14 protein-coding genes and 1 pseudogene are annotated in these 10,646 nt (G+C 67.8%); 2 read left to right on the top strand and 13 right to left on the bottom strand.

Annotated features, from left to right (window positions below; all coding sequences use genetic code 11):
• Both AABN02_RS05145 and AABN02_RS05140 read right to left on the bottom strand, forming a co-directional pair.
• A pseudogene (locus AABN02_RS05145) lies at nt 1-284 on the bottom strand (transposase); the annotation flags it as partial.
• 96 nt (nt 285-380) lie between these two features.
• The gene (locus AABN02_RS05140) at nt 381-1,124 is read right to left on the bottom strand and encodes a UPF0149 family protein (protein WP_338413841.1); all 744 of its coding nucleotides are present in this window, start codon (nt 1,122-1,124) and stop codon (nt 381-383) included.
• A 75-nt stretch (nt 1,125-1,199) separates the two neighbouring features.
• Here AABN02_RS05140 and AABN02_RS05135 point away from each other — a divergent pair, with 75 nt between their 5' ends.
• Nucleotides 1,200-1,781, top strand: a complete 582-nt coding sequence (locus AABN02_RS05135; RefSeq protein ID WP_338413840.1) for a cob(I)yrinic acid a,c-diamide adenosyltransferase — start codon at nt 1,200-1,202, stop codon at nt 1,779-1,781.
• A gap of 18 nt (nt 1,782-1,799) precedes the next feature.
• Here AABN02_RS05135 and AABN02_RS05130 read toward each other — a convergent pair whose 3' ends face one another.
• The 3 genes from AABN02_RS05130 to tldD form a co-directional block, all read right to left on the bottom strand.
• On the bottom strand, nt 1,800-2,108 hold the full coding sequence (locus tag AABN02_RS05130; protein WP_338413839.1) for a hypothetical protein: 309 nt from the start codon (nt 2,106-2,108) through the stop codon (nt 1,800-1,802).
• Nucleotides 2,109-2,168: 60 nt separating this feature from the next.
• Complete coding sequence (locus AABN02_RS05125; protein WP_338413838.1) at nt 2,169-3,290, bottom strand: 3-deoxy-7-phosphoheptulonate synthase; 1,122 nt, start codon at nt 3,288-3,290, stop codon at nt 2,169-2,171.
• 243 nt (nt 3,291-3,533) lie between these two features.
• Entirely contained in the window at nt 3,534-4,997 is a 1,464-nt protein-coding gene (tldD, locus tag AABN02_RS05120) for a metalloprotease TldD (protein WP_338413837.1), read from the bottom strand.
• A 79-nt stretch (nt 4,998-5,076) separates the two neighbouring features.
• Here tldD and dinB point away from each other — a divergent pair, with 79 nt between their 5' ends.
• Entirely contained in the window at nt 5,077-6,333 is a 1,257-nt protein-coding gene (gene dinB / locus AABN02_RS05115; protein WP_338413836.1) for a DNA polymerase IV, read from the top strand.
• Here the strand turns inward: dinB and AABN02_RS05110 are convergent.
• The 8 genes from AABN02_RS05110 to AABN02_RS05075 all read right to left on the bottom strand — a co-directional run bounded on the left by AABN02_RS05110 (nt 6,288) and on the right by AABN02_RS05075 (nt 10,303).
• Nucleotides 6,288-6,773, bottom strand: coding sequence for a YbaN family protein (locus tag AABN02_RS05110; protein ID WP_338413835.1), 486 nt, complete (start codon nt 6,771-6,773; stop codon nt 6,288-6,290). The genes dinB and AABN02_RS05110 overlap by 46 nt on opposite strands.
• Complete coding sequence (locus tag AABN02_RS05105) at nt 6,757-7,221, bottom strand: hypothetical protein (RefSeq protein WP_338413834.1); 465 nt, start codon at nt 7,219-7,221, stop codon at nt 6,757-6,759. The genes AABN02_RS05110 and AABN02_RS05105 overlap by 17 nt, the downstream gene beginning before the upstream one ends.
• 31 nt (nt 7,222-7,252) lie before the next feature.
• Nucleotides 7,253-7,543: an addiction module antidote protein gene (locus tag AABN02_RS05100; RefSeq protein ID WP_338413833.1), complete on the bottom strand. Its 291-nt coding sequence runs from the start codon at nt 7,541-7,543 to the stop codon at nt 7,253-7,255.
• A 5-nt stretch (nt 7,544-7,548) separates the two neighbouring features.
• Entirely contained in the window at nt 7,549-7,842 is a 294-nt protein-coding gene (locus tag AABN02_RS05095) for a type II toxin-antitoxin system RelE/ParE family toxin (RefSeq protein WP_338413832.1), read from the bottom strand.
• A gap of 889 nt (nt 7,843-8,731) precedes the next feature.
• Entirely contained in the window at nt 8,732-9,076 is a 345-nt protein-coding gene (locus AABN02_RS05090) for a hypothetical protein (protein WP_338413831.1), read from the bottom strand.
• Nucleotides 9,073-9,417, bottom strand: coding sequence for a hypothetical protein (locus AABN02_RS05085; protein WP_338413830.1), 345 nt, complete (start codon nt 9,415-9,417; stop codon nt 9,073-9,075). Before AABN02_RS05085 ends, AABN02_RS05090 begins: the two co-directional genes overlap by 4 nt.
• 47 nt (nt 9,418-9,464) lie before the next feature.
• A complete protein-coding gene (locus AABN02_RS05080; RefSeq protein ID WP_338413829.1) occupies nt 9,465-9,902 on the bottom strand; it encodes a single-stranded DNA-binding protein in 438 nt (145 codons plus the stop codon).
• The gene (locus AABN02_RS05075; RefSeq protein ID WP_338413828.1) at nt 9,899-10,303 is read right to left on the bottom strand and encodes a hypothetical protein; all 405 of its coding nucleotides are present in this window, start codon (nt 10,301-10,303) and stop codon (nt 9,899-9,901) included. Before AABN02_RS05075 ends, AABN02_RS05080 begins: the two co-directional genes overlap by 4 nt.
• Nucleotides 10,304-10,646 lie beyond the last annotated feature (343 nt).

The following is a 10,646-nucleotide window of genomic DNA, read 5'->3' as shown; positions in this document are numbered from 1 at the left end:
CGCCAGTTCAGTCGAGCCTTCTTGAACTGCTTGCGCCGGGCGGCGTACTCCTCACAGACGAGCTGCACCGTCGCGCTGCCCACCCGCACGCCCTCGCATTTCGAGTACCCCGCCGTGAGCCTCTGCAGGTCGAACCCGCTGAAGAACTTGCGCCGCTCCCGGATCGCCCGCGAACTCGTCTCGTTGCAGTAGTTCCACACCTGATTCACCTCGCGCGCCATCGCAGACAGCACGCCAGCGTGCTTGTCCTTGATGCGCAGCTTGAGGGTCTTCACGGCTTCCATCCGGCAACTGTATTTCCATACATGTCGGTTGACAAGCCGGAACGGCTTGAACGCTCGACCCCGGGCTGAACCCCGGGGCTTGTCGCTTCGTCCGGGTCAACTTTGATCGCGCCCGTGACAGAGCTTGAACTTGCGGCCACTGCCGCAGGGGCAGGGTTCGTTGCGGCCCACCTTGGGCATGCCGCGGCGCACGGTCGACACCCTCAGGCGCTCCGTCCGGCCGATCGCCGCCAGATCGATGACGGTGGAGACGAGGTCCTCGATCGCGGCATCCAGTGACTTGAGCGGCTGCTCTTCATCGAGTGCCTTGGTGTAGGCCTGTTCGTCCTCGGTCTGCTCCGGCAGGTGGCGGCGCAGGCAGGCCAGCAGGTCGGACAGGTCGGTGTGGCCCAGCTCTTCCAGCGCGGGGAAGTGGTTCAGCGCGTGCTCGAAACCGGTCACCCACGGGGCCAAGGCGCCTTCGATCTCGGCACGGCCGGTCAGCGGCTCATCGTTCTCGTCGAGCGGCTGCATGACGACGGGGTCGAACCATTCGTCCTCGACCATCGCGCGGTGGATGGCGTCATGGCGGCGCTGGGCCAGGGCCATCAGGCGCTCGTGCTTGGCGCCATGCCATCCCGGGGTGTCGGGCGTCAGCACCTGACCACCTTCGCCCAGGTTCCAGTCGCAGGCCGGCGGCAGCCACTCGGCGATGTCGATGGCCACCGGCTGCGCCAGCACGCCGCAGAGGTAACCGTCCAGCATCACCACGTCCAGCGCGTCGAGCGGCTGGGGGATGGCGGCGAGCAGGTCGTCGAGTTCGCCGATTTCGGCGTCGTTCAGATCGTGGACTGTGGTCATGTTCAGGCTGTTCGAGTGTGGCGGTATTGTGCCGGTTGCAGCCAGCCGATGGCGTCGGGGCGCTACGATGTCGACATGGGACATCGACTCACTCAGATCAGCACACGCACCGGCGACGACGGCACCACCGGCCTCGGCGACGGCACCCGCGTGCCCAAGGACCACCTGCGCATCTCGGCGATGGGCGACGTGGACGAACTCAACTCGCAACTCGGCGTGCTGCTGGCCGAGCCGCTGCCCGACGACGTGCGCGAACTGCTGGTGGTGATCCAGCACGAACTGTTCAATCTGGGCGGCGAGCTGTGCATCCCCGGCTACACGCTGCTCAAGGACGAGGCCGTGCTGCGGCTGGACGAGGCCCTGGCAACGCACAACGCCACCCTGCCCCGCCTGGAGGAGTTCATCCTGCCGGCTGGCACCCGCAGCGCCGCGCTGGCCCACGTGGCCCGCACGATCGCGCGCCGGGCCGAGCGCGCCGTGGTGACCTTGACCGCACAGGATCCAAGCGCGGTCAACGCCGCGCCGCGCCAGTATCTCAACCGGCTGTCGGACCTGCTCTTCGTGCTGGCACGCGTGCTGAACCGCGCCAATCTGGACGGCCTGGGCGGCGATGACGTCTACTGGCGCAGCGAGCGCCTGCTGCGCAACGCCGAATGACGCGCTTGGGCGGAACGCTCAGAAGTTGAGCGTCCGCCCGGCCACGTCGATGTGGACTGTGGCGCGGGCCGTGGCCGCGCCAGCCGCTTCGGCGAATCGCCGTGTCCAGGCATCCCCGGCCGCGAACGCTTCCGCACCCGCGGCGTCGGCAATGGCCAGCAGCTTGTCGGCCACAAGCACCTTGCCCGAGGCGCGCAGCGGCTCGCAGTCAAAGTCCAGGAACTGCTCGTCGAGCCAGCGCCGCGCGTCGTCGGCGCCCATCGACGACTCCACCGCAATGTGGAACTCGCTGTCCGGGCCGAAGGAAACGGTCATCTCGTGGTGCATGGTGCATTCTCCAAGGTGCGGCCGCACAGGGGCCGCGCAACCGCTTCCATCCTAGCGCGCTCAGCCGCGGCGTGCCTTCACCGCCCGGTCGAGGATCGCCAGAACTTGCTCTGAATCATCCCAGCCGATGCAGGCGTCGGTGATGGAGCGGCCGTATTCGAGCTTCGACGGGTCGTCCTTGCCGGCGCTGAACTTCTGCGCGCCGGCCTTGAGGTGGCTTTCCACCATCACGCCGAACACGCTGCGGCTGCCGCCGGCCAGCTGGTCGGCGATGTCGCGGGCGACAACGATCTGGCGCTCGTGCTGCTTGCTGCTGTTGGCGTGGCTGCAGTCGACCATCAGCGAGGCGGGCAGCTTCGCGGCTTCCAGGTCCTTGCAGGCGGAGGCGACGCTGTCGGCGTCGTAGTTGGTGGTCTTGCCACCGCGCAGGATGACGTGGCAGTCCTTGTTGCCGCCGGTCTCGACGATGGCGACCTGGCCGTTCTTGTGCACCGACAGGAAGTGGTGCGAACGGGCCGCGGCCTGGATGGCGTCGGTGGCGATGCGGATGTTGCCGTCGGTGCCGTTCTTGAAGCCGATCGGCGCGGACAGGCCGGACGCGAGTTCGCGGTGGACCTGGCTCTCGGTGGTGCGTGCACCGATGGCGCCCCAGGCGATCAGGTCGCCGATGTACTGCGGCGAGATCACGTCGAGGAACTCGCTGCCCGCGGGCATCCCGAGGCGGTTGATCTCCAGCAGCAGCTGGCGCGCGATGCGCAGGCCTTCGTCGATGCGGTAGCTCTCGTCGAGGTAGGGGTCGTTGATCAGGCCCTTCCAGCCGACCGTCGTGCGCGGTTTCTCGAAGTACACGCGCATGACGATTTCCAGCGTGTCCTTGTACTGCACGCGCAGCGGCATCAGGCGACGGGCGTAGTCGATGGCGGCGGCCGGATCGTGGATCGAGCACGGGCCGATGACCACCAGCAGACGGTCATCCTGGCCGCCCATGATGTTGCGGATGTTCTGCCGCGTGTCGGCCACCAGCGTCTCGACCGCGGTGCCGCGGATCGGGAAGAAGCGGATCAGGTGTTCGGGCGGGGGCAGCGGGGTCACGTCGCGGATCCTTTCATCGTCGGTCTGAGAGGTCTTGTCCACGGGTGAGGGCCAGCCTTCGGGGGCGGTGGTGGTGCTCTTGGCGTTCATGAAAGGATCTCCTGGGGATGGGGCGTCGTCGGATGCGGATGCGGAGGCTTCGGATCGGAACAGGCAAAAAAAAACCGCCGGGTATCCGGCGGTTTCTGGGAGCGCTTGCGGGCTTGTTCAGCTACGCGTTGGCCTCTCCGCCGCCGGTGCGGTGCGAGAACCAAAAGTAGCTAAAAAACACGGCGAAGCGCTGCATAGACGTCAAATGTAGGGGGCTGGATGGGGCCGCGTCAAGCCCGTTGCTCAGGCCGTTCCGCCAACCGTCAGGCCGTCGATGCGCAGTGTGGGCTGACCGACACCGACCGGCACGCTCTGCCCGTCCTTGCCGCAGGTGCCCACGCCCGAGTCGAGCGCCAGGTCGTTGCCGATCATCGACACGCGGTTCATCGCGTCCGGGCCATTGCCGATCAGCGTCGCGCCCTTGACCGGGTAGAGGATCTTGCCCTTCTCGACCCAGTAGGCCTCGCTGGCCGAGAACACGAACTTGCCGCTGGTGATGTCCACCTGCCCGCCGCCGAAGTTGCTGGCGTAGAGACCGCGGTCGATCGACGCGATGATCTCTTCGGGCGTCTTGTCGCCGGCCAGCATGTAGGTGTTGGTCATGCGCGGCATCGGCACATGGGCGTAGCTCTCGCGGCGGCCGTTGCCGGTGGGCGAGGTCTTCATCAGGCGGGCGTTCATCGCGTCCTGAATGTAGCCCTTGAGGATGCCGTCCTCGATCAGCACGTTCTTCTGGCTGGCATGGCCTTCGTCGTCGATGTTGAGCGAACCACGGCGATCGGCGATGGTGCCGTCGTCCAGCACGGTCACGCCCTTGGCCGCCACACGCTCGCCGATGCGGCCGGAGAAGGTGCTCGATCCCTTGCGGTTGAAGTCGCCCTCCAGCCCGTGGCCGACCGCCTCGTGCAGCAGGATGCCGGGCCAGCCCGAGCCGAGCACCACCGTCATCTCGCCAGCCGGCGCCGGGCGGCTGTCCAGGTTCGTCAGCGCGGCGTGCACCGCCTGGTCGACATAGGTCTGCAACAGGGCGTCCGTGAAGTAGCCGAAACCGAAGCGCCCGCCGCCACCAGCCGAGCCCACCTCGCGGCGCCCGTTCTGCTCGGCGATCACGGTGATCGACACGCGCACCAGCGGGCGCACGTCGGCGGCCAGCGTCCCGTCGGCGCGTGCGACCATCACCACGTCGTACTCGCCCGCCATGCCGGCCATGACCTGCACGACGCGCGGATCCTTGGCGCGCGCCATCTTCTCGACCCGCTCCAGCAGCGCGACCTTCTGCACGCTGTCGAGCGAGGCGATCGGGTCCATGCCCGCGTAGAGGCTGCGGCTGGCCGCGACCTGCTGCGGGGTGTCGATCTTCACGCGGCGGCTCTGGCCGGCGGCGGCGATGGTGCGCACGGTGCGCGCGGCGTCCAGCAATGCGGCTTCGGAGATATCGTCCGAGTAGGCAAATGCCGTCTTCTCGCCCGCCACGGCCCGCACACCGACGCCCTGGTCGATGCTGAAGCTGCCGCTCTTGACGATGCCCTCCTCCAGGCTCCAGCCCTCGCTGCGGGTGTACTGGAAGTACAGATCCGCATCGTCGACGCGGTGCGCCGAGATGGTGTTGAGCGCCCGGGTCAGGCTGGCCTCGGTCAGGCCAAACGGGTCCAGCAGCAACTGGCGCGCAATGGCCAGTCGTTCGAGGGTGGGTTCGCGAGAGATCATGGCCGCATTCTAGGGACGCGGCCGGACAGCGTCTGCGACAAACTGCGGAGCCCTCGCGCCAGCCCGCACAATTCGCGCGATGAGCGTACTTCCCCCGCTGCCCCGCCTCGTGGCCCACCTCGACATGGATGCGTTCTACGCGTCGGTCGAGTTGCTGCGCCGGCCGGAACTGCGCGGGCAGATGGTCGTGGTGGGCGGCAGCCGGCACCGCGCGGCCGAGTACGCCGGCGACTGGCCGCGCCTGGGCGACTACACCGGCCGCGGCGTCGTCACCACCGCCACCTACGAGGCCCGCGCCCGCGGCATCCACTCCGGCATGGGGCTGATGAAGGCCGCCGCACTCGCGCCGCAAGCCGTGCTGCTACCGGCCGATTTCGAGGAATACCGCCGCCTGTCGCGGGCCTTCAAGGCGGCGGTCGCGGAGATGGCGCCGGACATCGAGGACCGCGGCATCGACGAGATCTACATCGAACTGACCCACCTGCCCCGCGTGCGCGACGCCGTCGGCCACGACCCGCTGGGCGGCGCGCGGGCGCTTGCGCAGGACATCAAGAACAACGTGCGCCGCGCCACCGGCCTGTCGTGCTCGATCGGGCTGGCGCCGAACAAGCTGCTGGCCAAGATCTGCAGCGACCTCGACAAGCCGGACGGGCTGACGGTGGTGATGGCGGGCGATGTGCCGACACGGATCTGGCCGCTGCCGGTGCGCCGCATCAACGGGATCGGCCCGAAAGCGGGGGCCAAGCTGGACGAACTGGGCGTGCACACCATCGGCGAACTCGCGGCCTGCGCGCCGGACTGGCTCGTCACCCACTTCGGGTGCAACCACGGCCTGTGGATGCACCAGGCCGCGCAGGGGCTGGACGACCGACCGGTGGTCACGCACAGCGAGCCGGTCTCCATGAGCCGCGAAACCACCTTCGAGCGCGACCTGCACGCCCGCCACGACAAGGCCGCGCTCGGCGCGATCTTCACCCGGTTGTGCGAGCAGGTGGCCGGCGACCTGCAGCGCAAGGGCTACGTCGGCCGCACCATCGGCATCAAGCTGCGCTTCGACGATTTCCGCATCGTCACACGCGACCTGACGCTGCCCGCACCCACCGCGCAGGCCGAGGCGATCCGGCGGGCCGGCGGGCTGTGCCTGAAGCGGGTCGATCTGAGCCGGCGGCTGCGGCTGCTGGGGGTGCGGGTCGGCGGGCTGTCGAAGGCCGGTGCGCGCCCGACACCGGGCAGCCGATCAGCGCTGCAGGACGCCAGTGCCACGCCAGCCGAGACGCCGACGTCGATGCGTCAGACCTTGCCGCTGTTCCCCGACGACGAGGCGCCTTCGTCCTGAGGCTGCATCTGGGGCTGCGGCGGCAGTGCCTCGCGGGTCGGCAGGTGCCACAGCCACCACGCCACGGCCGCGCAACACACGGCGGGCAGCCATTGCAGGCGCGGCAGCGTGAACGCCGCCGTGACCGAGCCGATGGTCATCATCACCAGCGCCAGTTGCTTGGCGCGCAGGGGCACGGCGCGGTGCGCGCGCCAGTCGCGCACCATGGGGCCGAACTGGGGATGGCCGAGCAGCCAGGCTTCGCAGCGCGTGCTGCCACGCGAGAAACAGGTCGCCGCCAGCAGCACGAACGGCGTGGTGGGCAGCAGCGGCAGAAAGATGCCGGCAATGCCCAGCAACAGGCTGGTGCCCCCCGCCAGCAGCCACAGCACACGCTGCCAGGTGGGGCGACGCGGAACAGGCAGCAGCGCCGGGCCGTCCATGTCAGACCTTGCCGCCATAGGCCAGCAGGCGCAGGGCCGCCAGCACCTGGGCGTCGGCCGCGTGGAAGGTGGTCAGGTGCATGGCGCCGGAACGCACCACCAGCCGGGGCACCACCAGCCAGGACAGCCGCGGCACCTGCAGGAGCTTGACCTGGGTGATGTCCGCCAGCGCGACCTCCTTGGGCCAGAGCCAGCTCTGGCGGATGCAGCGGTCGTCGATGCTGGTGCGGCTGGTCAGGATGCCCCAGTAACCCGAGGCGATGACGACACCCACCGCCAGCACGAACAGCCCGGCTTGCCAGCCGAACGCACGCCAGGGCTGGCGGTCGATCAGCTGCCAACCCTGTGCGCACAGCAGCCCCACGAACAGCGTGGCCAGCACCTTCACGGCCAGCGGAAACGAAGGGCCCTCGATCCGCACACCTGCGGCTGAGGACGGCGGTGGATTCGTGGAATTCAGGGTCATCGGTTCAAGGGTGTTTGTTCACCGATATCGGTCATGCCTGCTGCAGTGTCCACTTGAACCCCATCGCCCGGCTGACCTTGAGCACCGTGGCGAAGCTCGGGTTGCCTTCACCAGACAACGCCTTGTACAGCCCCTCGCGGGTCAAGCCGGTGTCTCGTGCAAGCTGGGACATGTTGCGGGCACGGGCCACGATGCCCAGCGCATGGACGATGAACGCGGGATCATCGCCGCCTTCTTCCATCACGGCAGCCATGTACGCTGCAACGTCCTCTTCGGTCTTGAGGTACTCGGACGAATCCCATGTGGTGGTCTGAACGGTCATGAGGGTCACTCCAGTTGCCCAGCCATCGCCAGGGCGGCTTCAATGTCCTGCTGCTGCGTGCTCTTGTCTCCGCCACATAGCAGGATGACCAGCAGCGATCCGCGCTGCACAAAGTAGACCCGGTATCCCGGCCCCACGTCGATCTTCATCTCGGACACGCCACCCGTGAGCACCCGGTGTTGTCCAGGGTTGCCGCAGGCCAGGCGGTCGATGCGAGCCTGAACACGCACACGCACCATGCGGTCACGCAGTCCCTTGAACCAGGACTCGAACTCATCTGTCTTGCGGATGTCAACCATGTGTCAACTGTAGTCAACACATTGAGCATCTGTCAACCAAAGTTGGCAGATGAGACAACTTTCGGGGCTCTTCGGGCATGAAAAAAGCCCTAGAGCGTTGATTCTCTAGGGCTTTTCTTGTCTGTCGTGGCCTCTCGGGGCCTGATGTGGTGGACTATCCGAATCGAACAGCCGGCGTAAGTGGTTGATCTGAAACGGTTTCACGCTGGCGCTCGTTGGAACCTGCCCCCAAACCTGCCCCCACGCCTCGCCGCAGCGCCCCGATTCTGCCTGATCGGCCGGAAACAGCCCCGGCCCGGACCATCTCGCGCACGTCCTCCAGATGGTCGGCACCGGCTTCTCTGCCGTGTCCATGGGACAGCCGGCCAGCGGTCGCGGGGACAGCCGGCCAGGCCGAACCGGGAAGGGTCCGGGCACGATCAGCGCCAGCCGTTTGAACACCCGTTTGAACGCGGCACTTCCAGCAGCCTGCGCACAAACTCAGCCAGGCACTCGACCAGCTCGCCGACGTTGCCGGCTGGGTGCCGGCGGTGCGCTCGCTTTCCTTTCCCGGCTCGGTCCCCTGCCCTCTTGAGTTACATGGCGCACCCCATGAACAGGCCACGCATTGCCCCGACAGACCCCGATAAACCACGGTTACTAGCGATAACTTTGCATTATCGCTAATCAGGAACCGGGCGGTTTCGGGTCATGTTTCCCGGCTCGGTTCAGGCTGGTTCCTGTAACTCGCTGGCACCGAATCCTGTAACTCGGGGCAAGTTTTCGGCCGGCGCCATACCTTGAGGGGGTCGATTCAGCCAGGAAGAGCGAGAACCCGGTTTCAGCCAGGAACGACAAAGCCCGGACGTGCCGGGCCTCGGGGTGGTTCAGAACTCAGGTTTCCTCAGGTTCACGGCCATTTCCGAACGTGAGTTTTCGGGACCACTTCGCCGACTGGCGGGACTTGCGGGACTGGAGTTTTCTGGAGCGGTGCCGGTCTGGTCAGTGTCGCCACCATGCGCCGTGCAGCGGGCCTGACGGCAAACCGGCACGCCAGCGGCGCCATCTTCAGCCAGGCGGCCCGGTGCGGCCCTTCCAGCGTGGCCAGGTGCAGCGCCAGCGCCTGAGCGTCAGCGGCAGGGCCACGGCGCAGCAGCTGGGCGGCATCGTCCAGAAGATCGGCCAGCAGCTCGCGCATCAACCCGGACACCACCAGCGGGTGTAGGTGTTCGTTCTGGTCGGCGGGTCGGCTCATGCGTCGCGCTTCGACCGATTGGACAGCGGGCCCATGCCTCCGCCCAGCGCGTCCCGTGGTCGAAGGATCTCTTCGGCCGTGCGGGGCTTGTGCTGGTGGGGCTTGCGCGGTGCCGGGCTGGTGTCGGTGGTCGGCGGTGCCTGCACTGCAGGTTTCTGCAGGTTGCCGTACTGGCTCCGCGCGCCACAGGCACCCAGCAGCGCCACAGCGAAGGCGAACGGGTCGCGCAGTGCCTCGGTGATGCTGGCGTGCGCCTGGGCGGCGTCTGGCGGTGCCTGCACGGCTCGCGTGCCGTCCTTGTCGTGGCGCAGGTGCTGCGGGGTGTTGGTGGGGCTTGTCATGGGGTCGCCGAATACTTTTCGTCCATAAAAGGCAGGGCCTGCGGAAATCAGTTTTCCGGCCAGTCCTGCGGCCCGAAGTCCTCGGGGTCGTGCTGGCGCTGCTGGTGGGGCTGCTGGTTGCCTTGGCGGGCCTGCGCGGGGCGCTCCTGCGGCTCGGGTTCACCAGCAGCAGCAGCGCGGCGGCGCTTCAGCCCGTACAGCGTCAGCACCTGGGCGGCCACGAGGTCCAGACCCGGGCGGGGGTTGCCCTCGCGGTCGATCCAGGCGCTTGGCTTGAGCGTGCCGGCCAGGGCCAGCGAGTCGCCGGCATCCAGCGCCAGCAGGGCAGCGCCGGCCGATTCCGAGAACGCCACGACGTTGACGAACACGCCTTCGGCCTCGCCGACAGCGGCGCGCACCTTCGCGGTGACGAACGGGCGCCCGCCCTTGCTGGTGCGTTCCTCGGCTCGCTGGTGCAGCTTGCCGGTGATGAGTGCTTCGATCATGGGTTCCCCCTCGTTGTGTTGATCTCGCGGGCCACGGCGGCCCATGCGTCCGGCGTGCCCTCCACGGTCCATTCGTAGCCGGTCCAGTAGTCGCGCTCCTGCAGTGCCAGGTGAACGCCTACCGGCCACACGGCGCGCCACTGGTCGCGGTCGCGGCGGTACAGCAGCACGGGCAGCAGACCAGCCGGGCGGGCCTGGGCGACTGCCTGCGCCCACCATGCCGCGATGTCGCCGCGGCTGGCGCTGGCATGGCGCTTGATCTCGACCGACCAGCCCGGCACGCCTTCTAGGTCGGAATCCCCGTCGTGTTGCCGGACCCTGCGGCGCACGTCCCAGCCGGTCAGGTCGCGGATCAGGGCGGCGGCTTCCCGCTCGCCGGTCTGGCCCTTGGTGCGGCTCATGGCACCCATCACGCGCCCCCCTTCTTGGTCTGGTGTCCGGCCTGCATCTCGGTTTGCCTGTTCTGGCGGTGTTGCTGGTGTTGCAGGTGTTGCGGCAGGCCTTCCACAGAGGGAAGACACCCCCGAATGGCCTGCAACACCGGGTGTTGCGGCCGGTGTTGCGCGGTGTTGCAAGCCTCGCCACAGCGGGCAGCGGCTCGGTTTTCAGCCACTGCAGGGGCGTTCCGACTCGCTGCAACACCGTGCAACACCGGGTGTTGCGGCAGGTGTTGCAGGCCGAACCGGGCGGTTCTCCCTCTGCGGCGGAGTCGTTGCAACACCTGCAACACCCGAAACACCGGAA

It is taken from the genome of uncultured Sphaerotilus sp. (genome assembly GCF_963924895.1).
GTDB lineage: Bacteria > Pseudomonadota > Gammaproteobacteria > Burkholderiales > Burkholderiaceae_C > Sphaerotilus.
The sequence above is the reverse complement of the archived record's forward strand: the minus strand, read 5'-3'. Positions and strand labels throughout refer to the sequence as shown.

Bases quoted from the DNA above. Each gene is read 5' to 3' on its own strand.
- tldD (WP_338413837.1), bottom strand. From the start codon at position 4,997: ATGATCTCTCGCGAACCCACCCTCGAACGACTGGCCATTGCGCGCCAG.
- AABN02_RS05085 (WP_338413830.1), bottom strand. From the start codon at position 9,417: ATGACAAGCCCCACCAACACCCCGCAGCACCTGCGCCACGACAAGGAC.
- AABN02_RS05100 (WP_338413833.1), bottom strand. From the start codon at position 7,543: ATGACCGTTCAGACCACCACATGGGATTCGTCCGAGTACCTCAAGACC.
- AABN02_RS05080 (WP_338413829.1), bottom strand. From the start codon at position 9,902: ATGATCGAAGCACTCATCACCGGCAAGCTGCACCAGCGAGCCGAGGAA.
- AABN02_RS05105 (WP_338413834.1), bottom strand. From the start codon at position 7,221: ATGACCCTGAATTCCACGAATCCACCGCCGTCCTCAGCCGCAGGTGTG.
- AABN02_RS05125 (WP_338413838.1), bottom strand. From the start codon at position 3,290: ATGAACGCCAAGAGCACCACCACCGCCCCCGAAGGCTGGCCCTCACCC.
- dinB (WP_338413836.1), top strand. From the start codon at position 5,077: ATGAGCGTACTTCCCCCGCTGCCCCGCCTCGTGGCCCACCTCGACATG.
- AABN02_RS05095 (WP_338413832.1), bottom strand. From the start codon at position 7,842: ATGGTTGACATCCGCAAGACAGATGAGTTCGAGTCCTGGTTCAAGGGA.
- AABN02_RS05135 (WP_338413840.1), top strand. From the start codon at position 1,200: ATGGGACATCGACTCACTCAGATCAGCACACGCACCGGCGACGACGGC.
- AABN02_RS05090 (WP_338413831.1), bottom strand. From the start codon at position 9,076: ATGAGCCGACCCGCCGACCAGAACGAACACCTACACCCGCTGGTGGTG.
- AABN02_RS05130 (WP_338413839.1), bottom strand. From the start codon at position 2,108: ATGCACCACGAGATGACCGTTTCCTTCGGCCCGGACAGCGAGTTCCAC.
- AABN02_RS05140 (WP_338413841.1), bottom strand. From the start codon at position 1,124: ATGACCACAGTCCACGATCTGAACGACGCCGAAATCGGCGAACTCGAC.
- AABN02_RS05075 (WP_338413828.1), bottom strand. From the start codon at position 10,303: ATGAGCCGCACCAAGGGCCAGACCGGCGAGCGGGAAGCCGCCGCCCTG.
- AABN02_RS05110 (WP_338413835.1), bottom strand. From the start codon at position 6,773: ATGGCGGCAAGGTCTGACATGGACGGCCCGGCGCTGCTGCCTGTTCCG.